Genomic DNA, 21943 nt, shown 5'->3' on the forward strand with positions numbered 1-21943 from the left:
TGATAACCGGACTCCACTTCGCCTCAAAACGTTTTAAAATCACTCTAGGGAAGGGTTCACTGACATCACATGACCTCGCCGACCGACGATCGATCGCCGAACCTGCCGCGCGGCTGGCTGCGCGCGGCATTGGTGTCGACGATTGCGTTCGCCTTTGTCGGGGCGGCGGCGGGCTTCATCGCGTTCCTGTCGCAATTGCGCGGCGCCGAGATCGCCCCAAGCCGGAAGGCAGACGGCATCGTGGTCCTGACCGGCGGTTCCTCGCGGGTGTCGGATGCGATGGAGCTGCTTGCTTCCGGCTACGGCAGGCGGCTGCTGATCTCCGGCGTGCACCCGACGTCGACGGCGAGCGACATCTCCCGGACGCTGCCGGAGAACCAGTCCTTCATGACCTGTTGCGTCGATCTCGACCGCACCGCGCTTTCGACCCGCGGCAATGCGGCGGAGGCGCGGCGCTGGGCCGAGGGCCGCCGGTTCAAGTCGCTGATCGTGGTCACCTCAAACTATCACATGCCGCGCGCGCTGGTGGAATTCTCGCACGCGATGCCACAGACGACGCTGATCCCGTTCGCGGTGGTCGGCGACAAATGGCGCGAGGAGCCGTGGTGGACTTCGGCGTCCACCTTGCGGCTGCTGCTTTTGGAATATGTCAAGTACATCGCGGCCGAGCTCAGGGTGCGGCTGGAGGATTTCGGGATTGACCTTTCGCCCGAGATGTCGGAGCAGCCTGCAGGTCAGCAACCGAAGCGGCCCGCCACCGCACAGGCCAATTGACCGGCAATTGATCGGCAAATTAATCGGATCGTCGATGTTCCTGATTTTCCTGCGCTCGCTCGTGTTCAACGTGCTGTTCTACACCGTGCTGGTGTGCCTCGCGATCGTGGCGCTGCCGACCTTCCTGCTGCCGCCGCGCGCCATGCTGACCGTCGCGCAATGGTGGGCGAAGGCGACGCTGGTGCTGATGCGCGTGGTCTGCAACATCAAGGTCGAATTCCGCGGCGTCGAGAACATCCCGCAAGGACCGCTGGTGATCGCGGCCAAGCACCAGTCGTTCTGGGAGACGTTCGTGCTGCCCGGATTCTTCAATCGTCCGATCTTCATCCTCAAGCGTCAGCTCATGCAGATCCCGGTGTTCGGTCAGTTCCTGGTCAAGACCGGGATGATCGCGATCGACCGCAAGGCCGGCGTGAAGGCGCTGCTGGACATGACCCGGCGGGCGCGCGAGGCGGTGCGCAGTGGGAAACAGCTCGTGATCTTTCCGGAAGGCACGCGCCGCGCGCCGGGCGCGCCGCCCGACTACAAGACCGGCTTTGCGCAGATCTATTCGTCCTGCGGCGTGCCGTGCCTGCCGATCGCGCTCAACTCCGGCCTGTTCTGGCCGCGCCGCACCTTCATGCGCTATCCCGGCACGCTCGTGGTGGAATTCCTCGATCCGTTGCCGGCGGGCTTGCCGAAGGATGAGTTTCTCTCTCGTGTGCAAACGGCGATCGAAGAGGCAACGAGCCGCCTCGTCGAAGCCGGCCGCAAGGAGCAGGAGCAATTGATCGGCGCATCGCCGAGTTACGCGCCGTCGGAGAGCTAGCGGCCGTCTCGATCGTCGGGAGTCGGCGCGTGCAGCGAATGCGCATCGCCATGGAGCATGGTCGCGAGCTGATGCAGTTGCGTATCGCGAAAACCTTCGGCCTCGATCGCCTTCACCGTCGCGGTGACGTAGTCGCGGTTGGCGCCGGACTGGCCGTGGCCCTGGACGACGTGGCGGTGCTGCTCGGCGAGCGAGAGACGGCCGGCATATTGCACATGGCCGCGGTCTACGACGTAGGCGAGCGCAGGGACGCGCTGGCGCGCATCGTTCTCCAGCCAGACCGAGCGCATCACCTCGCGATAGACCGAGGTGACTTGCTCGCGCGCGCGCAAATACGCGACGACGTCAGCGCGGTTCTTTTCAGCGACGCGAAAGGCAATGCCGCGGCAGGCGCCGCCGCGGTCGAGCCCGAGCACCAGGCCCGGCTTCTCCGGCGTGCCGCGATGGACGAAGGAATAGACGCAGAGCGCGCGGTGCTCGCCGACCAGCCGCGCCGGGACGCGCTCCTCGAACTCGAAGCCCGGCCGCCACATCAGCGAACCATAGCCGAACACCCAGAGGTCGCCCGTGGCTGTGGTGACGGAGGGGAGGGTGATTTCGGACATTTCGGGCACGGCTACCAGAACCGCGCTCCCAAGCGAAGCGGATTCTCCGCCTTTCGTCGCAGCCGAACCTCGCTTACATTTGCCATCATCTGGGGTCAAAGGGTCGCCGCATGTCCGATATGACCGTTTCCGCAGGCCGGCGCTCCCGTTGGGGCCTTTTCATCGCCCCCGTCCTCGTCCTGATCCTTGCCGTCGCGTGGAGCTGTTTCTGGTTCTATGCGGCCTCGCAGGCCGAAGTGGCCGCCGACGCCTGGCGGGCGCAGGAGGCCAAGTCCGGCCGCATCTATGACTGCGCCAAGCGCTCGATCGCCGGCTTCCCGTTCCGCTTCGAGGTCCAATGCTCCGGCGCCAGCGTCTCGCTGGTGTCGCAGAACGCGAGCAAGACGCCGTTCACGGCCAAGCTCGACAACATCCTGGTCGTTGCCCAGGTGTACGATCCCAAGCTCGTCATCGCCGAATTCTCGGCGCCCGCGACGCTGACCGACGGCGTCACGCAAAGCACCTTCGTGGTGAACTGGAGCAAGGGCCGCAGCAGCGTGGTCGGCCTGCCGGCCATCCCGGACCGCGCCTCGCTCGTGTTCGATGATCCCAGTCTCAATCGTCTCGACGGCAGCGTGCAGGTGCCGCTCGCGCGCGCCAAGCAGGTTGAGCTGCACGGGCGCCTCGCCGAGGGCTCGCCAGCCGATCACCCTGTGATCGAGACCGTGCTCCATGTCGCGCAAGGCAGCATCCAGGGCGTTCATCCCCTGCTTGCCGAGCCGTTCGAGGCCGACACGCGCGCGAAGATCACCGGCCTGTCCGACCTCACTCCAAAGCCTTGGCCGCAGCGGTTCCGCGAGATCCAGGCCGCCGGCGGCCACATCGAGATCGTGCAGTCGCGGATCCAGCAGGGCGAGATGATCGCGGTTGCGGCCGGCACGCTCGGCCTCTCGGTCAACGGCCGGCTCGACGGCGAATTGCAGATGACGGTGACGGGCCTCGAGCGCGTGATCCCGGCGCTCGGCATCGAGAAGATGCTGGAAGAGGGCGTGCCGCAGGCCACGCTCGACCGCGTCGCGCCCGGCGTGAAGTCGCAGGACCTCAACAATCTGTTCGGTGCGCTCGATCGCGCCGTTCCCGGTCTCGGCAAGGTCATCAAGCAGAACGCGAATGCCGGCGTCGCCGCCGGCATCAACTCGATCGGTACCGAGAGCACGCTGGAAGGCAGGAAGGCGCGCAGCTTCCCGCTGAAATTCGTCGACGGCGCCGTGCTGCTCGGCCCGGTCAAGGTCGGCCAGATCCCGCCGCTGTATTAGTTGGATGCCGTAGCCCGCATGAGCGAAGCGACATGCGGGGACCGTCCCGGATGTCGCTTCGCTCATCCGGGCTACGGGACTGTCCGCTACGGCTTCTTCAGCGCCCCGTGCTGGCGGCCGAAATCCGCGGCTGCCGAATCCTGGCCGATCTCGACGATGCCGCGGCGGATGGCGCGGGTGCGGGTGAAATGGTCGAACAGCGCTTCGCCGTCGCCGCGCCGAATCGCGCGCGTCAGTTTTGCGAGATCCTCGGTGAAAGTGCCGAGCATCTCCAGCACGGCTTCCTTGTTGGCGAGGAAGACGTCGCGCCACATCGTCGGGTCGGAGGCCGCGATGCGGGTGAAATCGCGGAAACCGCCGGCCGAGAATTTGATCACCTCGGATTCCGTCACCTGCGCCAGCTCGTCGGCGGTGCCGACGATGGTGTAGGCGATCAGATGCGGCAGATGGCTGGTGATCGCCAGCACGAGATCGTGATGATCCGGCGTCATCACCTCGACCTTGGCGCCCATCGCCGCCCAGAACGCGCGCAGGCGATCGGTGGCCGCGGCATCGACGCCTTCCGGCGGGGTGAGGATGCACCAGCGGTTGATGAAGAGTTCGGCGAAACCCGAATCCGGTCCCGAATGCTCGGTGCCGGCGACAGGATGCGCGGGCACGAAATGAACCGTCTTCGGCAGGTGCGGTGCCATGTCCCTGACGATGGCGCCCTTGACCGAGCCGACGTCGGAGACGATCGCGCCGTGCTTCAGGTGAGCGGCAATCTCCTGCGCCACCGGCCCGCAGGCGCCGACGGGAATGCAGAGGATGACGAGATCGGCATCCTTCACGGCGTCCGCATTGGTCGCCACGACCTGGTCGACGATGCCGAGCTCCATCACCCGCGCGCGGGTCTTTTCCGAGCGCGCGGTGGTGACGATCTCGCCGGCCAGGCCCTGGAGCTTCGCAGCGCGCGCGATCGAGCCGCCGATCAGGCCGAAGCCGATCAGCGCGACGCGCTGGAAGTGCGGCGCGCTGCTCATTTGCCGGCCTGGAAGTCGCGCAGGCCCTCTACGACGAGGCGGTTGGCCTCCTCGGTGCCGATGGTCATGCGCAGCGAATGCGGCAGGCCGTAGTTCTTCAGGCCGCGCAGCACCAGGCCGCGCTTGGTCAGGAACGCGTCGGCGTCGTCGGCGGTCTTGCCCTTGTCGGTCGGGAAGTGGATCAGCACGAAATTGGCGACGCTCGGCGTCACCTTCAGCCCGAGCTTGCCGATCTCCTCGGTCAGCCAGTTGCGCCAGGTCTCGGTGAACTGCTTCGACATCGCCTGGTGCGCGGTGTCCTCGATCGCGGCGACCGCGGCATACATCGCCGGCGTCGATACGTTGAAGGGACCGCGGATGCGGTTGACGGCGTCGATGATGTGCTCGGGGCCGAACATCCAGCCGATGCGCAGTGCAGCGAGGCCGTGGATCTTGGAGAAGGTGTGCGTCACCACCGTGTTCTCGGTGGTCGCGACCAGCTCGATCCCCATCTCGTAGTCGTTGCGCGAGACGTAGTCGGAATAGGCGGCGTCGAGCACCAGCAGCACGTGCGAGGGCAGGCCGGCCCGCAGCCGCTTGACCTCGTCGAACGGAATATAGGTCCCGGTCGGATTGTTGGGGTTGGCGAGCCAGACCAGCTTGGTCTTCGGCGTCACCGCCTTGAGAATGGCGTCGACGTCGCAGGTGAGGTTCTTTTCGGCCGCGACGACGTTCTTGGCGCCGACCGCCATGGTCGCGATCGGGTAGACTAGGAATCCGTGCGTGGTGGAGATCGCCTCGTCGCCGTGGCTGAGATAGGTGTGGGCGAGCAGATTGAGGATCTCGTCCGAGCCGGCGCCGCAGATGATGCGGTTGGGATCGAGCCCGAAAGAGCGGCCGATCGCCTCGCGCAGCACGCGCGAGGTCCCTTCCGGATAGTCTTCCAGGTGATCCGCCACGTTCTTGAACGCCTCGATCGCCTTGGGCGAGGGCCCGAACGGCGTCTCGTTGGCGGAGAGCTTGAACACCTTGCGGCCCGGCTCGGCGACCGGGCTCTTGCCGGGCGTGTAGGGCGCAATATCGAGAATGCCGGGATTCGGCACGGGGCGTGACATCTTGAACTCCGAAAATGGCGGGGCGCGGCGCGTGACTTACGATTTCGCCCCGGTCGGGGGCACCGTATAGCGCGTTGCGTGGCTGCCGACGAGGGCCGTGGAGCGCACCGAGGCCCCCGCTTCGATCAGGGCAGCCCTGATTTTGTCGATGCTGGTCGCGCTCGTGACCGAGACCAGCAGTGCGGCGCCGTCGAAGGCGGTATCGGGCACCGCCACGATTTCGGCGAGCGGCGACAGGGCGCGCGCCACCTCCGCGTTCCAGCCGGACACGCGCACGCTGAAGGTCTCGACCTCGGTCACCAGGGCGCTGTCGGGGACGCGCGAGATCGCGAACACCGGCAGTGCGGCCGGATGGTCGGCGCGCTCGACGAACGGCATGCGCGCGATGATCTTCGGCGCGCCTTTTTCCTCGAGCGAGAGCCACCACGGCGTGCGGCTGGAGGTCGCCGAGACCAGCGCCAGGTCGCCCTTGGATTTCGCCACCGCCTCGACCGCGGCCTGCGCGCTGAAATGCGCGACGTAAGGCACGGTGAAACCAAAATGGAAGCGCGCGGAATCGCGCATCGCCGGCTCGCTCACGGAGATGTCGGCATGCACGGAGAACGGCGCCTGCACGTAAGTGAACGTCGAGATGATGACGCGCCAGATGCTCTCGACCGTGTCGAGCGGCAGGATGCCGCGATGCCGCTGCACGAGGTCGCGCATCATGGCGGCCTCGCGCGCCGGGCGGAACGCCGAGCCGACCTCCTGGGTCTGCTTCACCTGGATCAGGCGGTCGATGATGTCGCCACGCTGCATCAACAGGCGATGCATGCCGTCGTCGATCGCGTCGATCTCCTTGCGCAGTTCCTGCAGCGATGGTGGCGCGGGCGGAATTTGGGACATGTCTGGCTGTCGATTGTTACGATGAGAATGCCCTGATTAGGCAGTCGGGGCCGCGAAAGCAAAGAGAAATGAGGCTGCTTTTCGCCGAAGGCGCAGCCGGCGAACTTGGTCGGTCCGGGCCGCGACTTGACGAAAACCGCCCAAGACGGTAGCTTTTGCCCGTTCCGTGGTCATTTGAGCCGGCCGGCTTGCAGCCACGTTAAAAAACTCGCTAAACAGGCCGGGGACGTTTTCGATCCCGGCCGAACCTTTCGTTCAGGCCGGGTTTTTCATGGCCTGATTTCAAATGCGGTCTCGAGCCCGACCGCAAACGAGGTCGATGGTCAGATGGGTGACGTCAAATCGATACCGAGTCCTGCGATCAGCGCCGACGAGCGATCGCACGAGGTGGATCATCCAAGTTCGCAGGTCGCACATTTCGGCGCCGAGCAGCCGCTACGGCTCGATTGCGGCGTCGATCTCACCCCGTTTCAGATCGCCTACCAGACCTATGGCGAACTCAACGCCGATCGCTCCAACGCGGTGCTGATCTGCCATGCGCTGACCGGCGATCAGCATGTCGCCAACGTGCACCCCGTCACCGGCAAGCCCGGCTGGTGGGAGACGCTGGTCGGTCCCGGCCGCCCCATCGATCCCAAGCACTACTTCATCATCTGCTCCAACGTGATCGGCGGCTGCATGGGCTCGACCGGGCCGGCGTCGATCAATCCCGCCACCGGCAAGGTCTGGGGCCTGGAATTCCCCGTCATCACCATCCCCGACATGGTGCGCGCGCAGGCCATGCTGATCGACCGGCTCGGCATCGACACGCTGTTCGCGGTGGTCGGCGGCTCGATGGGCGGCATGCAGGTGCTGCAATGGACCGCGGCCTATCCTGCTCGCGTGTTCTCCGCGCTGGCGATTGCCTGCGCGACGCGGCACTCGGCGCAGAACATCGCCTTCCACGAGCTCGGCCGTCAGGCCGTGATGGCCGATCCCGACTGGCACGGTGGCGGCTATGCCGATCAGGGCATCCATCCGCATCGCGGGCTGGCGGTGGCTCGGATGGCCGCGCACATCACCTATCTCTCCGACGCCGCGCTGCATCGCAAGTTCGGCCGGCGCATGCAGGACCGTGAGCTGCCGACCTTCTCGTTCGACGCCGACTTCCAGGTCGAGTCCTATCTGCGCTACCAGGGCTCGTCGTTTGTCGAGCGCTTCGACGCCAACTCCTATCTCTATCTGACGCGCGCGATGGACTATTTCGACATCGCCGCCGACCATGGCGGCGTGCTCGCGAAGGCGTTCGCGGAAATCAAGACCCGCTTCTGCGTGGTCTCCTTCACCAGCGACTGGCTGTTCCCGACCTCGGAATCGCGCGCGCTGGTGCATGCGCTGAATGCGTCGAGCGCGCGGGTGTCGTTCGCCGAGATCGAGACCGATCGCGGCCACGACGCCTTTCTGCTCGACGTGCCCGAATTCCTCGATATCTCCCGCGCTTTCCTGCAATCGGCAGGCAAGGCGCGCGGACTGAAGGATGGCTAGCATGTCCGTGCAGGAAGTATTGCCGCTGGGCGGCGTCGCGACCGGGCAGTCCGGTGATTTTCGCACCGATCATCGGCTGGTGGCCGAGATGGTCAAGCCCGGCTCGAAAGTGCTCGATGTCGGTTGCGGCGAGGGCGATCTGCTTCAGTTGCTGGAAACCCGCGGCATCGACGGCCGCGGCATCGAACTGTCGCGCGAGGGCGTCAACCGCTGCGTCGCCAAGGGGCTCGCGGTGGTGCAGGGAGATGCCGACACCGACCTCGTCAACTATCCGGATGACGCCTTCGACTACGTGATCCTGTCGCAGACGCTGCAGGCAACACGGCAGCCGCGCGTGGTGCTGGAGAATCTGCTGCGCATCGGCCGCCGTGCCATCGTCTCGTTCCCGAATTTCGGCTTCTGGAAGATGCGGCTCCAACTCCTGATCGGCGGCCACATGCCGCGCACCGAGAATCTGCCGGCGACCTGGTACGACACCGCCAACATCCATTTCTGCACCATCAAGGATTTCGTCGAGCTCTGCGACGAGATCAACGTCAAGATGGAGCGCGCCATCGCGCTCGATCTCTATGGTCGCCCGATCCCGCTGAACCTGCCATGGTGGGTGTGGAACATGTTCGGCGAGCAGGGCGTGTTTCTGCTCAGCAGGGGCGGGGGGAAGTGACGCTGTAGGCGTCATTCCGCGGCGCGCGTAGCGCGAGCTATGATGCGCAATTGCGCATCTGAGAATCCATCGCGCAACAGTATTTATGGTCTTATGGATTCCGGGGCTGCGCCTTCGGCGCATACCGGAATGACGGCTCTAATGCGCCGCCAGCGACCGCGGATCGCGCACCGGCCATCTTCCCGCTTCCACCAGCGTCACGAACCGCGCCACCGTCTCGTTGAACAGCGCGGGCTCTTCGAGGTTGAGCACGTGGCCCGACTTCGGAAACATCGCGAGCCCGGCCGCCGGCAGATGCTGCTTCAGGAACAGGCTCGGTCCGACGCAGGGATCGTCCTCGTCACCGCAGACGATCAGCGCCGGCGTGGACGCTTTCTTGATCGCATCCGTCATCGTGTAGATCGAGGGGCGGCCGCCCTGGAAGCCACGCATCGTGTTTGCCGATCCCTTGGAATCGTGCCGCGCCAGCGCGGCGTAGAAATCGGCATGGCCGCGGGGGTCCTTCACCAGGAAGGGAATCCGGCTCGGCGCCTCGCGCGTGACTTTCGCGACCTCGGCGGAGCCCAGCGTCTCGAACTGCTCGGCATTGGCGCGGCACTGCTTGCGCCAGGCCTCCAGATTCTCGATCTCGGAGCCGGAGCCGACGCCGGCCAGCGTCATCGACAGCGCGCGCTGCGGCGCGTTGAGCCCGATCTGGAGCGAGGAGTAGGCGCCCATCGACAGGCCGATCAGATGCGCGCGCTCGATCTTGAGATGGTCGAGCACCGCGAGGGCATCGGTGTAGAAATGCGTGTAGCTGTAGACCTCGCCATCAGGCACGTCCGACGGCGCGTAGCCGCGCGCCGAATAGGTGATGCAGCGGTGGCCGCGCGCGAAGTAGCGCATCTGCGGCTCCCAGTTGGTATGGTCGGCCGCGAACTCGTGCAGAAAAATGATCGGCGTTCCCTGGCCCGCCTCTTCGAAATAAATGCGGACGTCGTCCATGGTCGTGGCGTGGGGCATTAACCGTTTCCCTCTCTTGAAGCCGCCTTTGCAGGATTGCAGTTAATGTTGTTGTCGGCAATGCGGCAGCCTCAAGCCAGTATCGGCACAAAATCATCGCAGCTATTCGCTGGCAGCCCGCGTCTTTTTCTCGCCACATCGGGCGGCTTAACGGCCAGACCGATGTCGGCCGTTGCACGGGCCGATTGGGAAGTGGGGTGTCAACGAAGGATGAAGAATGTTTGAGTTGTTTGCGTCTCGCCTGTCGCGTTGTGTTGTCGCGCTGGCGATCTTGTTCGCGGCGGTCGCCGCGTTGGCTTCTCCGGCCTCAGCGCGGCCGCATCATCGTCACAGCGCAGAGCGGCACGCTCACGTGCATCACGCCAGACATCATCATTACCGGCACCACGTACGCAGCTCGCGCTTCGAGCGCGGCGCGGCGCAATTGCAGGCGAGCGGATTTGGCAACACATTTGCGAGCTATGATCCGAACACCAATAGCCCCGGCGTTGCCATGAGCGGCAATGGTGGGACGATCATCAGCGGCGGCGGACGAATGGTCACGAGCGCTACCCGTCGCGCGGCCATGAGCGCGAACAGCGGCATGGCGAGTGATGCCACGAGCAGCGGCGGCTTCGGCGGCGGATCGAGCCTCGTATCCGAGGCGCGCCGTTACGTCGGCGGCAATCCGACCGGCCGCGGGAGCCTTTGGTGCGCGCGCTTCATGAACATGGTACTGGAGAAAACCGGCCACCGCGGCACCGGATCTGACATGGCGAACTCGTTCGCGCATTACGGCACGCGTGTCTCCGGCCCGCAGGTGGGTGCCATCGCAGTGATGTCGCGCGGCCGCCGTGGCGGTCATGTCGGCATCATCACCGGCGTCGACGCGCAGGGCAATCCGATCATGATCTCCGGCAACAACGGCAACCGCGTCCGCGAAGCCCCGGTCTCGCGCGGCCGGATCTACGCCTATGTGATGCCGAACTAACGCCCGTCATTGCGAGCGAAGCAATCCAGAATCCCTCCGCGGAATTCGTCTGGATTGCTTCGTCGCTTCGCTCCTCGCAATGACGGCAGTCGTTGAACAGGCAAGTCGTCAGATTAGTTTCGGCTCTTCGATCGCCACCGCATCACCCACGCCGATCTCGCCACCTTCGATCACCTCGGCATAGATGCCGCAATCCATGTGGCCAAGGTTGCGCGAGAGTGTCGGCGGGATTTCGAGATCGCGCTTGGCCGTCACCGGGTCGACATTGGTCGCCGGGCAGCGGACGATGCGCTTGACCACCTTCAGCCGTGCCGCGCCGATCGCCAGCGTCTGGCCGACCAGGTCGAGCTCGGACCAGGCCGGCCAGCCCTTCAGGTAGAGATTGGCGCGAAAGCGCAGCGGATGCACGGCAGTGCCGCCCAGCATGGTCTCGATGGCGCGGACGCTGCCGAGATTAATGATGGAGACCACCTTGCGGGCGACGTCGGAGAAGCTGTGGTCGCGGCCTGACAGCAGCTTCGGCGGACCCTTCAGCTCCGGCTGAAAATTCTCCGCGAAGTACCTCTCGATGGCGGCCCGCCCGGCCGCGGTCTCGAGATCGCCGCTGGTGACGGTCTGGCCGTCCCGGCGGATGGTCAAGACATTGGTGGCGTCGTCGAAGCGGCTGTCGAGAGCGGCAAGCCGCTCATTGCGCGCGAGCATCAGGAACTGGATTTTCGGCTTCCATTCGGGCTGCTCGGGATCGAACCCGCTCGGGCCGTTCTCGATGGCGTAGCGGCGGTCGGCGGGAAGGGTCCGGCCGGGCTGTAGGGGAACGCGGGTAAGCGGTTCCGGCGTCAGGCCCTTGATCGGGTAGCGGAAGAGCCCGGTGATTTCGGCAGTGTGGCTGACTGGCATTGCGGTCGGGGTCATGCTGCTACTTAAGGGATTCGACCCGGTCCCGCCAAGCCGGCGGGTCGGCGCACGAAATTGTGAACTCGCCTCTTTCGCATCTGCAACCTGCTTCCCACATCTGCCTCAGGCCGGTGGCAACGTCGGCGAAACACGACCGTTACCGGTTGAGAAACGTCAATGCGGTCATCGGAAACCCAATGAAGATGCCGTTTGGAGTGCCTTAGTGGGCTCCAGGGGCAGGCCGAGGGACAGAAAAGATGAATATCGACAAATATACCGAACGCTCCAGGGGCTTCATCCAGTCCGCGCAGTCGCTTGCGATGCGCGAGGGGCACCAGCAATTTTCGACCCTGCACCTCCTCAAGGTGCTTCTCGACGACAGCGAGGGGTTGGCCGGCGGTCTGATCGACCGCGCCGGCGGCAATTCCCGCGCAATCCTGAAGGCGACCGAGGACGCCCTCGGCAAGGTGCCGAAGGTCTCCGGCGGCGGCGCCGGCCAGATCTATCTGGCGCCCGAGCTCGCCCGCACTTTTGATGCCGCCGAAAAGGCCGGCGAGAAGGCCGGCGACAGCTTCGTCACGGTCGAGCGGCTGCTGCTCGGCCTGACGCTGGAAAAGACCAGCGAGGCCGGCGCGCTCCTCGCCAAGGGCGGCGTCACCCCGCAAAATCTCAATGCCGCGATCGAGGCGCTGCGCAAGGGCCGCACGGCCGACTCGGCCACAGCCGAGAACGCGTACGACGCGCTGAAGAAATATGCCCGCGACCTGACCCAGGCCGCGCGCGACGGCAAGCTCGATCCGGTCATCGGCCGCGACGAGGAGATCCGCCGCACCATCCAGGTGCTCTCGCGCCGGACCAAGAACAATCCCGTCCTGATCGGCGAACCCGGCGTCGGCAAGACCGCCATCGCCGAAGGGCTCGCGCTCCGCATCGTCAATGGCGACGTGCCGGAGAGCCTGAAGGACAAGAAGCTACTCTCGCTCGATCTCGGCGCGCTGATCGCGGGTGCAAAATACCGCGGCGAGTTCGAGGAAAGGCTGAAGGCCGTGCTCCAGGAAGTGACCGGGAGCGAGGGCACCTTCATCCTGTTCATCGACGAGATGCACACGCTGATCGGCGCCGGCAAGGGCGACGGCGCGATGGACGCGTCGAACCTGTTGAAGCCGGCGCTGGCCCGCGGCGAGCTCCACTGCATCGGCGCGACCACGCTCGACGAATACCAGAAGCACGTCGAGAAGGACGCTGCGCTGGCGCGGCGGTTCCAGCCGATCTTCGTCAGCGAGCCCTCGGTCGAGGACACCATCTCGATCCTGCGCGGCCTCAAGGACAAGTACGAGCAGCACCATGGCGTGCGGATCACCGATTCCGCGCTCGTGGCGTCGGCGACGCTGTCCAACCGCTACATCACCGACCGTTTCCTGCCCGACAAGGCGATCGACCTCATGGACGAAGCCGCGGCGCGGCTGAAGATGCAGGTCGATTCCAAGCCGGAGGAGCTCGATTCGATGGATCGGGAAATCATCCGGCTGAAGATCGAACAGGAAGCACTGAAGAAGGAGAGCGATGCCGGTTCGAAGAGCCGCCTGCAGACGTTGGAGAAGGAGCTGGCCGACCTCGAGGAGAAGTCCGCGGCGCTGACGGCACGCTGGAGTGCGGAGAAGAACAAGCTCTCCGACGCCCAGAAGCTGAAGGCCGAGCTCGACGGCCTGCGGGTCGAGCTTGCCAACGCCCAGCGGCGCGGTGAATTCCAGAAGGCCGGCGAGCTGGCCTATGGCCGGATCCCCGAGCTCGAGAAGCAGCTTGCCGACATCGAGGCCAAGGAGAACTCCGGCGAGATGATGGAGGAGGCGGTCACCGCCAACCACATCGCGCAGGTGGTCTCGCGCTGGACCGGCGTGCCCGTCGACAAGATGCTGGAGGGCGAGAAAGACAAGCTCCTGAAGATGGAGGACTCCCTCGGCAAGCGAGTCGTCGGACAGGCCGAAGCCGTGCATGCGGTTGCGACCGCCGTGCGCCGTTCGCGCGCGGGCCTGCAAGACCCGAACCGGCCGATGGGCTCGTTCATGTTCTTGGGCCCCACCGGCGTCGGCAAGACCGAGCTGACCAAGGCCCTTGCGGAGTACCTCTTCAACGACGAGACCGCGATGGTCCGCCTCGACATGTCCGAGTACATGGAGAAGCACTCGGTCTCGCGGCTGATCGGCGCGCCTCCGGGCTATGTCGGCTATGACGAGGGCGGCGCGCTCACCGAGGCGGTGCGGCGCCGGCCCTACCAGGTCGTGCTGTTCGACGAGATCGAGAAAGCGCATCCCGACGTCTTCAACGTCCTGTTGCAGGTGCTCGACGACGGCCGCCTGACCGACGGCCAAGGCCGCACGGTCGACTTCCGCAATACGCTGATCATCATGACCTCGAATCTTGGTTCGGAATTCCTGGTGAACCAGCCGGAGGGCGAGGACACTTCGGCCGTGCGCGAGCAGGTGATGGGAATGGTGCGTGGGCACTTCCGCCCCGAATTCCTCAACCGCGTCGACGAGATCATCCTGTTCCACCGCCTGCAGCGCAGCGAGATGGGCCGGATCGTCGAGATCCAGTTCTCCCGGCTCCAGAAGCTTTTGACCGATCGCAAGATCGTGCTGACGCTCGACGCCGCCGGCCGCGACTGGCTCGCCGCAAAGGGCTGGGACCCCGCCTATGGCGCAAGGCCGCTCAAGCGCGTGATCCAGCGCCATGTCCAGGACCCGCTCGCCGAGATGATCCTGGCCGGCGACGTCAGGGACGGCGACAGTGTCGCGATCTCGTCCGAAGGCAACGTGCTGACCTTCAACGGCAAGGCCCCGCAGACCGCGGAGATCGCCCAGTTCGAGGCGCCGGTGACGAAGCGAAAGCTGAACTGAGAGCGGGCGATCGACGGCTGAAAAGATGAAACGCCCTGGAGAGGCCAGCCTCTCCGGGGCGTTTTTTTGGTCGCGTCTGCTGGCTAAAATGCGTGGTCCGAACGGTGCGCAGCACCCCACGAAGATTGCGCGGCGGATCAGACGCTATCTGTTTGTTACCTTGTAGATCGCGTTCTCGATGTCGGACGAGAAGTAGATCACCCCAGTCGCGCCGACCCCCACGCCCGTCGGAATATTCGTTGGCAGCCCGCCAGGCGTGCCCGGCAGGCCGATCGGGAGATTGGCGGCGATCTCAGTGATTTTGCCGCTATCCGGCGCGATCGCGATCAGCCGCTTGGCGCCGACTTCCGCGACGACCAGCGTGCCGTCGCTGCCGCGCGCGATGCCCTCCGGCATTTTCAGCTCCTTGGCGATCACGGTTTTCTCGCCGTTGCTGTCGATCCGGGACACGGTGCCGGCAAAGGCCTCGGTGACGTAGACTTCGTCGGTCTTGCCACGGACGAGCCCGACCGGGCCCTCGAGGTTGCCGATCAGCGTGGTGCGATCCTTGCCGTGCTCGCCGCTCACCTTGACCAGCGACTTGGTGCCGAGCTCGGCCACCAGGATGCTGCCGTCCGCGAGCACGATCGCATCATGCGGCGCCTTGAAGCCGTGCAGCATGTCGCGCGTCGCGCCGGTCTTGCCGTCGATCACCTGCACGGTGCCGGTGAACCAGCTCGACAGCACCACGTCGTTGCCTCGCGCCGTCGCACTCATCGGATATTCGAGCGTGGTGCCGGCGGCGTGCATGCGCGCCTTCTCGGTGACCTCACCGGTCGCACCGTCCACCGTGCGATAGGCGAACACGTCGGCGACGTGGATCGTATCCCTGCCGCTCTCCGAGGTGATGCCGATACCGCCAGGCAGCGCGAGCTTGCCGATGATGATCTGCCTGGCCTGGCCGGTCGCGGGATCGACCTCCTGGATGCCGTTGTCGGCCATGTTGGAGACGAAGATGCGGTCCTTGTCGTCGATGGCGAGATTGTCCAGCGACGGCTTCAGCTGCGCGACCGTGGTCCTGGTGCCCGATTTGGGATCGACCCGGACGAGCTGGCCGAGCGCGGTGTCGACCACCAACAGATTGCCCTTGGAATCGAAGTTCACCGCGGCCGGGATCTTGAAGCCGTCGGCGACGACGGTCAGCTCGGCCTTGTCGACGTCGACTTTTGCGACCTGGCCCTTGAACCAGAGCGGACCGTAGAGCCTGTCGTCGGGACCGAACTCGAAGCCGTTGAGGCCGCCCATCTTCTCCATGATCTGGCGCGGCGGCTTCACGCCCTCGACGTCGATCTCGTAGAGCGTGTCGCCGAGGAAAACGGTCGTGGCGTAGAGCCTGCCGTCCTTGCGGAAGGCGAGCGAGTTGATGCCGGGAAGGCCGCTGGCGAGCTTCTTGATCGGGCCGTCGCCCTTTCGCGCATAGAGATCGCCGGTCAGGAATCCGGTCCAGGCCATGGTGCCGTCGGGCGCGAAGGCGATGTCGTCGGCCATGCCGACCGGAATAGGGATTGCAACCTTGGCGGTACCGCCGGATATGTCGACCTCGTAGAGCGCCGCGCCGGCGACGCTGCCGGCGAACAGGCGGCCGGCCTTGTCGATGCCGAGCCCGTGCACGCCATGGAATGCCGAACCCTGGACCAGCTTGGTGACCTCCCAAGTCTCGGCCGATACGCTCGTGGTGGCAAAAAGAGCTGCAACGAATGCTGCGCAGGCGAGCCTGTCGTTCATGGCGAGACCTCCCGTTTTCTGGAAAGTATTCGCCCCCGATGCGGCTTTGGCAAACGAAACTTTAAATTGTGAGACTGCGACGCGGGCCGCGCGCGAGAACGTCGGAGTTCGGATCGTAGCTGGAGATTGTCAGGCCGATGCCGGCCGGCTGCTACTGCCGGTTGCTGACCTGCAAGGGGCCGCCGGTCGCATCCGACATGCGGGCGATCGCGCCGCCGCGGCCGCTCATCATGCTGTCGAGCCGGTCGCGCTCCTTCTCGAAGCCCGCCAGCACCGCGCCTTCCAGCGAACGGCCGCGCGGCAGCTTCACGCGCAGCGGATCGACGAAGCGGCCGTTGACAAGGATTTCGTAGTGGACGTGCGGGCCCGTCGATTGACCGGTCGAGCCGACGAAGCCGATCACCTGGCCCTGCCGCACCTTCTTGCCCGGCTCCATGCCCTTGGCGAACGCCGACATGTGGCCGTAGGCCGTCTCGTAGCCGTTGGAATGCTTGATGCGGATATATTTGCCGTAGCCGCCTTCGGGGCCGGCCTTCTCGATCACGCCGTTGCCGGAGGCGAAGATCGGCGTGCCGTAGGCGGTGGCCCAGTCGACGCCGGTGTGCATCTTCACATAGCCCAGGATCGGGTGGCGGCGGCCGCCGAAGCCCGAGCGCATGATGGCGTTGTTGACGGGCTTCCTGACCAGGAACTTCTTCGCGCTCTTGCCGGTCTCGTCATAGTAGTCGACGACGCCGTCGTCGGGGCTCTGGTAGCGATAGTATCTCTTGGTCTCGCCGCCGACGGTGAGGGAGGCGAACAGCACGTCGTTCTTTTCGCTCGAGGTTACGCCCTCGTCCTCGCCTGCGTAGAACACGTCGAAGGAATCGCCCGGCTGCACCTTGCGCTGGAAATCGACGTCGTAGGAGTAGATCTTGATCATGTCCTCGATGACGGGCATCGGGACCTTGTTGCGCATCGCGGTCTCGTAGATGCTCTGGTAGAGCCGCACGCCGCTGCCGTCATCGTCCTCATCGTCTTCGCTGCTCGCGTTGGCGGCAGCGTCGGCAACGGTGTTCATGCTGGAGACGTCGACCGCGACGTATTTGCCGAGATCGGACAGCGCCGCGATCGCCTCGACCATGGTTTCGTTTGCAACCACGACGCGATAGGGCTGGAGGCGGGCGCCGGGGCTTGCGGGCGCCATCAGGATGCGAAGCTTTTCGCCTTCCTTCAGGCCGCCGTCGCGGCCGCGGGGGCCGAGCGTCGCGGCGATCGCCTTGATTTCCTCGGCCGTCGCGCCGAGATCGCGCAGCACCGAGGCGACGCTGTCGCCCTTCTTGACCAGATGGACGCGTTCGCCGTTGGGATTGCCGCCGGTGATCTGCTCCTTGGTCTTGGGCAGCAGCGTCACGTTTTCCGGCACCACGCGGGTCTCGAAGCCGGCATAGGGATCGGACGGCGAGGCTTCGGCGGCGTAGGCGCTTCTCATGTCGGAGGGGCCGGTCGCGCCCGAGATGTCGGCGGCGGCGTTGGCGAGCGAGGCGTAGCGCACCCCGCCATTGCCGCGCCAGTTGGCGGCGTCGCGCACCCGCATCAGGATGTCGTCGAGCGCCACCACGGCGGAAATCTTGGCCTTCGGCAGCACCGCCGACAGGTCCTTGGTGACGAAGGAGACTTCCGCGTCGGGCTCGACGGCTTCCGGGTTGTTCGGGTCCTCGGCTGCCGTCTTCGGATCGGAGCCGACATCGGTGAGCAGGCGCTGGGCGTTGAACGGCGGGATCTTCGCCGACAGGTCGCTCGTCGTCATCGACAAATTGCCGGCGATACGCACGAAGGGGCGCACCCGCATCACGTCGCGGTTGCCGACACGGGCGACGGTGGAGACGCGCACGATGTTGCGGGACGCCGTGGATTCGCTCGGCGGCGGCAGGCGGTCGCTCTTGTGCAGCGTGGCGGCGCGATCGGCGGCGCCGAATGCACCGCGCAGCGCGCCCTCGACCCGCTCCGGCACCTTGGCGAAGGTCATCTCGCCGTCGAGCGATGCGAAAACGGCGCCGCCGATCAGGGCTGCGCCGCAGAGTCCGGTCAGGATTGTCCCGCTGAACCATTGCACCGAGACGCGGCGGCGATCGATCACGGCGGCCTCGGAACCATCGACGGACAGCGGCGGCTCGTGGCCGAGATCGATGATCCCGGTCTCACGCCCGTAAGCGCCGCGTGATGTCCTGTGGTTCACTCAAGTCCCCCAATCAACGACCCAAGAAAGCCCGGTTCTGGCCCTGTCCCTGGCCGCCCTCTTGAAGGGGGATCGCCGGGAAAAGGCAAGCCGCGCAGGTGTTCGCGCTCAGAAGGCCCCGCGAAGGGCCCGGCCGAATTTACGAACAGCTGGACGGAAAAAGCTCTCTCGATGTCTCTCGAATGTCGGAGGAAGGCCGCGTCATCTGCAAGATCGCCTTCCTATGACACCATGAAAACCGCCGGCAGCCCCCACTGGCATCCCTGCGATTCAAGCTCGTCTCTTATCAGAACGCCGCGGGATTGTGGCTCAAGTACGGCGCCTGTCATGGAAAAAGTTTCCTGAACGTCCGGGGGCGGGGGCCTCCCGAGAGGACGCCACAAGCCGCTTCCACCGCAATGGTACGGCAAGCCGTCCCTCCAGCCTCCCCAACTATGCGGCCCAGATATCCGGCCCAAGTATCCGGCCCAGGCATCCTGTCCAAGTATGCGGCCAAGCATCCTGTCCAAGTCGCCCGACCCGCGCGCAATCCCCTCGCCAGGCCGTTCCCCTGGGCTTCACAGGTCGCTTCCCACGCCCCCTCCACAACCCCTCCCAGGTCGGCTCCGGGAGCCCCCTGGGGGGCAAACTTTTTTCAAGTTTTTTCACCGGCCCGATCGGATTGGCGCATTTGCGGCCCTTCTAACCATCTGGAAACACGTTGTTTTTCGCGACAATCCACCGTGCGACGATTTGTTGACAATGGGCGTTGACAATCCCGAGTGCGGGGGCCTATAACCCGACCACTGAGCGCGGCGCCGCCGGGTCACTGACCAAGGCGAGCGAACGCGCCACTGATGCTCCTCACCTCGTTGAGTGCACAACAGCCGACACAAATCGGTTGGAGTTCATTCGTCGTCAGTAAGGGTGTCGGAACCTTTCCTCTAGGGAAGGATGGGGCCTCTGGGTCCCGGGCTGTTTGACAAGTGAAGATGAAGAAAGAGAAACGTGGACGGCGGAGTCCTTGCGGGTCTCGCATTTGAAGAGCTTCGGCTTTTTGGATCGGGACCGGACGAAAGACTTCGGCGGTACACGTTTTCAAGGAAACACCATCGTTGCCCGCGATGTGAATCGCAGGCAGCACATCGACTTCGGTCGATAATGGTGGGACCTCGTCAAACGTTGTGATCAGCCGGTTCAAAGTTCAAGTCCAACTTGAGAGTTTGATCCTGGCTCAGAGCGAACGCTGGCGGCAGGCTTAACACATGCAAGTCGAGCGGGCGTAGCAATACGTCAGCGGCAGACGGGTGAGTAACGCGTGGGAACATACCTTTTGGTTCGGAACAACACAGGGAAACTTGTGCTAATACCGGATAAGCCCTTACGGGGAAAGATTTATCGCCGAAAGATTGGCCCGCGTCTGATTAGCTAGTTGGTGAGGTAATGGCTCACCAAGGCGACGATCAGTAGCTGGTCTGAGAGGATGATCAGCCACATTGGGACTGAGACACGGCCCAAACTCCTACGGGAGGCAGCAGTGGGGAATATTGGACAATGGGGGCAACCCTGATCCAGCCATGCCGCGTGAGTGATGAAGGCCCTAGGGTTGTAAAGCTCTTTTGTGCGGGAAGATAATGACGGTACCGCAAGAATAAGCCCCGGCTAACTTCGTGCCAGCAGCCGCGGTAATACGAAGGGGGCTAGCGTTGCTCGGAATCACTGGGCGTAAAGGGTGCGTAGGCGGGTCTTTAAGTCAGGGGTGAAATCCTGGAGCTCAACTCCAGAACTGCCTTTGATACTGAAGATCTTGAGTTCGGGAGAGGTGAGTGGAACTGCGAGTGTAGAGGTGAAATTCGTAGATATTCGCAAGAACACCAGTGGCGAAGGCGGCTCACTGGCCCGATACTGACGCTGAGGCACGAAAGCGTGGGGAGCAAACAGGATTAGATACCCTGGTAGTCCACGCCGTAAACGATGAATGCCAGCCGTTAGTGGGTTTACTCACTAGTGGCGCAGCTAACGCTTTAAGCATTCCGCCTGGGGAGTACGGTCGCAAGATTAAAACTCAAAGGAATTGACGGGGGCCCGCACAAGCGGTGGAGCATGTGGTTTAATTCGACGCAACGCGCAGAACCTTACCAGCCCTTGACATGTCCAGGACCGGTCGCAGAGATGTGACCTTCTCTTCGGAGCCTGGAGCACAGGTGCTGCATGGCTGTCGTCAGCTCGTGTCGTGAGATGTTGGGTTAAGTCCCGCAACGAGCGCAACCCCCGTCCTTAGTTGCTACCATTTAGTTGAGCACTCTAAGGAGACTGCCGGTGATAAGCCGCGAGGAAGGTGGGGATGACGTCAAGTCCTCATGGCCCTTACGGGCTGGGCTACACACGTGCTACAATGGCGGTGACAATGGGATGCTAAGGGGCGACCCTTCGCAAATCTCAAAAAGCCGTCTCAGTTCGGATTGGGCTCTGCAACTCGAGCCCATGAAGTTGGAATCGCTAGTAATCGTGGATCAGCACGCCACGGTGAATACGTTCCCGGGCCTTGTACACACCGCCCGTCACACCATGGGAGTTGGTTTTACCTGAAGACGGTGCGCTAACCCGCAAGGGAGGCAGCCGGCCACGGTAGGGTCAGCGACTGGGGTGAAGTCGTAACAAGGTAGCCGTAGGGGAACCTGCGGCTGGATCACCTCCTTTCTAAGGATGATCCTTCAGTTTAGCTTCGGCTAACTATCGGATCGTTTTAGAAACATCAGTGGCCAACGATCGTCAGGATTGTTGAGCTGCATTGGCGGGATTTCGCCGTCTACGTTTCTCTTTCTTCGCGGACGAACACGCGCTGGGCCTGCATGCGCAGGATCCCTGGTCCTTGACGGGATATGCGTTAGGGGCTTGTAGCTCAGTTGGTTAGAGCGCGCGCTTGATAAGCGTGAGGTCGGAAGTTCAAGTCTTCCCAGGCCCACCACACTCATCGAGTGAGCATTCGTCTTCTGGTTACGGGGCCATAGCTCAGCTGGGAGAGCGCGTGCTTTGCAAGCATGAGGTCGTCGGTTCGATCCCGTCTGGCTCCACCAGATGGCCTGATCATCGACTGACCGTGCAACTAATCGTCCGCGAAACATCACTTCGCTTCCTGCTAGTCTGGATAGACAGCAAGTTGCGTGATTTCTGACATCGTAAAGAGGAGATCGATCCGAGTTGGATCGGGCAGCAAGCAATTGTTGCGCGATACTTCATTATCTCCGGATCATTTCGGCGCTCGTGCGTCTTTCAAAGGCAGCTCACAAGGCTGCGCTTGAGAGACAAGTGAGTTGTAAATGATCCTTTTAGCGAAGCTTGACCGCCTCGCTATCGGAACGATCTTACGAAGCAAGCTGGTCTTTCTAATCATTGTCCGGCTGCAGATAGCGTTCATCAAGGGCGCGTGCCGCAAGGCAATTCTGCAGACAACATTCTGCCGAGTGTGTGGACATTGATAATGAGAGCAATCAAGTGCCTTAAGGGTGTTCGGTGGATGCCTTGGCGCTGAGAGGCGATGAAGGACG

15 protein-coding genes, 2 tRNA genes, 2 rRNA genes and 1 riboswitch (1 of these 20 only partly in view) are annotated in these 21943 nt (G+C 64.0%); of the genes, 11 read left to right on the plus strand and 8 right to left on the minus strand.

Features of this window, described 5'->3' with window-relative positions; all coding sequences use genetic code 11:
- Positions 1–69: 69 nt before the first annotated feature.
- Positions 70–774 (plus strand): YdcF family protein, encoded by a 705-nt coding sequence (locus tag CIT39_RS04215; RefSeq protein WP_094973260.1) that lies wholly within the window; start codon positions 70–72, stop codon positions 772–774.
- A gap of 34 nt (positions 775–808) precedes the next feature.
- A complete protein-coding gene (locus tag CIT39_RS04220; protein ID WP_094973259.1) occupies positions 809–1582 on the plus strand; it encodes a lysophospholipid acyltransferase family protein in 774 nt (257 codons plus the stop codon).
- On the opposite strand, the gene CIT39_RS04225 is transcribed toward CIT39_RS04220, so the two are convergent.
- Positions 1579–2187, minus strand: a complete 609-nt coding sequence (locus tag CIT39_RS04225; protein WP_162308335.1) for a gamma-glutamylcyclotransferase — start codon at positions 2185–2187, stop codon at positions 1579–1581. The genes CIT39_RS04220 and CIT39_RS04225 overlap by 4 nt on opposite strands.
- Positions 2188–2297: 110 nt before the next feature.
- On the opposite strand from CIT39_RS04225, the gene CIT39_RS04230 reads away from it, so the two are divergent.
- Positions 2298–3482 carry a DUF2125 domain-containing protein gene (locus CIT39_RS04230; RefSeq protein WP_094973257.1) on the plus strand — a complete coding sequence of 395 codons (1185 nt, stop codon included), beginning with the start codon at positions 2298–2300 and terminating at the stop codon, positions 3480–3482.
- 86 nt (positions 3483–3568) lie between these two features.
- Here the strand turns inward: CIT39_RS04230 and CIT39_RS04235 are convergent, their stop codons facing one another.
- Genes CIT39_RS04235 through CIT39_RS04245 form a run of 3 tightly spaced genes read right to left on the minus strand, consistent with a single transcriptional unit; the run spans position 3569 to position 6483 of the window.
- On the minus strand, positions 3569–4504 hold the full coding sequence (locus CIT39_RS04235; RefSeq protein ID WP_094973256.1) for a prephenate/arogenate dehydrogenase family protein: 936 nt from the start codon (positions 4502–4504) through the stop codon (positions 3569–3571).
- Positions 4501–5598: a histidinol-phosphate transaminase gene (gene hisC / locus CIT39_RS04240; RefSeq protein WP_094973255.1), complete on the minus strand. Its 1098-nt coding sequence runs from the start codon at positions 5596–5598 to the stop codon at positions 4501–4503. Before hisC ends, CIT39_RS04235 begins: the two co-directional genes overlap by 4 nt.
- Before the next feature lie 36 nt (positions 5599–5634).
- Positions 5635–6483: a chorismate mutase gene (locus tag CIT39_RS04245; protein ID WP_094973254.1), complete on the minus strand. Its 849-nt coding sequence runs from the start codon at positions 6481–6483 to the stop codon at positions 5635–5637.
- 156 nt (positions 6484–6639) lie between these two features.
- Positions 6640–6719: riboswitch (SAM riboswitch) on the plus strand.
- A gap of 91 nt (positions 6720–6810) precedes the next feature.
- Between CIT39_RS04245 and metX the strand changes: the two genes are divergently transcribed.
- Both metX and metW read left to right on the plus strand, forming a co-directional pair.
- The gene (gene metX / locus CIT39_RS04250; protein ID WP_094973510.1) at positions 6811–8007 is read left to right on the plus strand and encodes a homoserine O-acetyltransferase MetX; all 1197 of its coding nucleotides are present in this window, start codon (positions 6811–6813) and stop codon (positions 8005–8007) included.
- A 1-nt stretch (position 8008) separates the two neighbouring features.
- Complete coding sequence (gene metW / locus CIT39_RS04255) at positions 8009–8671, plus strand: methionine biosynthesis protein MetW (protein WP_162308336.1); 663 nt, start codon at positions 8009–8011, stop codon at positions 8669–8671.
- A gap of 138 nt (positions 8672–8809) precedes the next feature.
- Here the strand turns inward: metW and CIT39_RS04260 are convergent, their stop codons facing one another.
- On the minus strand, positions 8810–9673 hold the full coding sequence (locus CIT39_RS04260; RefSeq protein WP_094973252.1) for an alpha/beta fold hydrolase: 864 nt from the start codon (positions 9671–9673) through the stop codon (positions 8810–8812).
- Positions 9674–9890: 217 nt separating this feature from the next.
- On the opposite strand from CIT39_RS04260, the gene CIT39_RS04265 reads away from it, so the two are divergent.
- On the plus strand, positions 9891–10643 hold the full coding sequence (locus tag CIT39_RS04265; RefSeq protein WP_094973251.1) for a TIGR02594 family protein: 753 nt from the start codon (positions 9891–9893) through the stop codon (positions 10641–10643).
- A 108-nt stretch (positions 10644–10751) separates the two neighbouring features.
- Here the strand turns inward: CIT39_RS04265 and CIT39_RS04270 are convergent, their stop codons facing one another.
- Positions 10752–11540, minus strand: a complete 789-nt coding sequence (locus CIT39_RS04270) for an MOSC domain-containing protein (RefSeq protein WP_094973250.1) — start codon at positions 11538–11540, stop codon at positions 10752–10754.
- A gap of 254 nt (positions 11541–11794) precedes the next feature.
- Between CIT39_RS04270 and clpB the strand changes: the two genes are divergently transcribed.
- The gene (gene clpB, locus CIT39_RS04275) at positions 11795–14434 is read left to right on the plus strand and encodes an ATP-dependent chaperone ClpB (RefSeq protein ID WP_094973249.1); all 2640 of its coding nucleotides are present in this window, start codon (positions 11795–11797) and stop codon (positions 14432–14434) included.
- Positions 14435–14578: 144 nt separating this feature from the next.
- Here the strand turns inward: clpB and CIT39_RS04280 are convergent, their stop codons facing one another.
- Together CIT39_RS04280 and CIT39_RS04285 are read right to left on the minus strand one after the other, a co-directional pair.
- Complete coding sequence (locus CIT39_RS04280; protein WP_094973248.1) at positions 14579–16198, minus strand: NHL repeat-containing protein; 1620 nt, start codon at positions 16196–16198, stop codon at positions 14579–14581.
- Between the two features lie 151 nt (positions 16199–16349).
- Positions 16350–18416 carry a M23 family metallopeptidase gene (locus tag CIT39_RS04285; protein ID WP_094973247.1) on the minus strand — a complete coding sequence of 689 codons (2067 nt, stop codon included), beginning with the start codon at positions 18414–18416 and terminating at the stop codon, positions 16350–16352.
- Between the two features lie 1190 nt (positions 18417–19606).
- Here CIT39_RS04285 and CIT39_RS04290 point away from each other — a divergent pair.
- The 4 genes from CIT39_RS04290 to CIT39_RS04305 form a co-directional block, all read left to right on the plus strand.
- A 16S ribosomal RNA gene (locus CIT39_RS04290) occupies positions 19607–21095 on the plus strand.
- 191 nt (positions 21096–21286) lie between these two features.
- Positions 21287–21363 (plus strand) — tRNA-Ile (locus tag CIT39_RS04295).
- A 33-nt stretch (positions 21364–21396) separates the two neighbouring features.
- Positions 21397–21472: transfer RNA gene (locus tag CIT39_RS04300), tRNA-Ala, on the plus strand.
- Between the two features lie 412 nt (positions 21473–21884).
- A 23S ribosomal RNA gene (locus tag CIT39_RS04305) occupies positions 21885–21943 on the plus strand; it runs 2813 nt beyond the window's last position.
- The 16S and 23S rRNA genes sit together here with 2 tRNA genes alongside, the layout of an rRNA operon.

Source organism: Bradyrhizobium symbiodeficiens, assembly GCF_002266465.3.
GTDB classification, from domain to species: Bacteria; Pseudomonadota; Alphaproteobacteria; order Rhizobiales; family Xanthobacteraceae; genus Bradyrhizobium; species Bradyrhizobium symbiodeficiens.

Bases quoted from the DNA above. Each gene is read 5' to 3' on its own strand.
- metX (WP_094973510.1), top strand. From the start codon at position 6,811: ATGGGTGACGTCAAATCGATACCGAGTCCTGCGATCAGCGCCGACGAG.
- CIT39_RS04265 (WP_094973251.1), top strand. From the start codon at position 9,891: ATGTTTGAGTTGTTTGCGTCTCGCCTGTCGCGTTGTGTTGTCGCGCTG.
- CIT39_RS04280 (WP_094973248.1), bottom strand. From the start codon at position 16,198: ATGAACGACAGGCTCGCCTGCGCAGCATTCGTTGCAGCTCTTTTTGCC.
- CIT39_RS04230 (WP_094973257.1), top strand. From the start codon at position 2,298: ATGTCCGATATGACCGTTTCCGCAGGCCGGCGCTCCCGTTGGGGCCTT.
- CIT39_RS04220 (WP_094973259.1), top strand. From the start codon at position 809: ATGTTCCTGATTTTCCTGCGCTCGCTCGTGTTCAACGTGCTGTTCTAC.
- CIT39_RS04270 (WP_094973250.1), bottom strand. From the start codon at position 11,540: ATGCCAGTCAGCCACACTGCCGAAATCACCGGGCTCTTCCGCTACCCG.
- CIT39_RS04260 (WP_094973252.1), bottom strand. From the start codon at position 9,673: ATGCCCCACGCCACGACCATGGACGACGTCCGCATTTATTTCGAAGAG.
- CIT39_RS04245 (WP_094973254.1), bottom strand. From the start codon at position 6,483: ATGTCCCAAATTCCGCCCGCGCCACCATCGCTGCAGGAACTGCGCAAG.
- CIT39_RS04225 (WP_162308335.1), bottom strand. From the start codon at position 2,187: ATGTCCGAAATCACCCTCCCCTCCGTCACCACAGCCACGGGCGACCTC.
- hisC (WP_094973255.1), bottom strand. From the start codon at position 5,598: ATGTCACGCCCCGTGCCGAATCCCGGCATTCTCGATATTGCGCCCTAC.
- metW (WP_162308336.1), top strand. From the start codon at position 8,009: ATGTCCGTGCAGGAAGTATTGCCGCTGGGCGGCGTCGCGACCGGGCAG.
- clpB (WP_094973249.1), top strand. From the start codon at position 11,795: ATGAATATCGACAAATATACCGAACGCTCCAGGGGCTTCATCCAGTCC.
- CIT39_RS04235 (WP_094973256.1), bottom strand. From the start codon at position 4,504: ATGAGCAGCGCGCCGCACTTCCAGCGCGTCGCGCTGATCGGCTTCGGC.
- CIT39_RS04215 (WP_094973260.1), top strand. From the start codon at position 70: ATGACCTCGCCGACCGACGATCGATCGCCGAACCTGCCGCGCGGCTGG.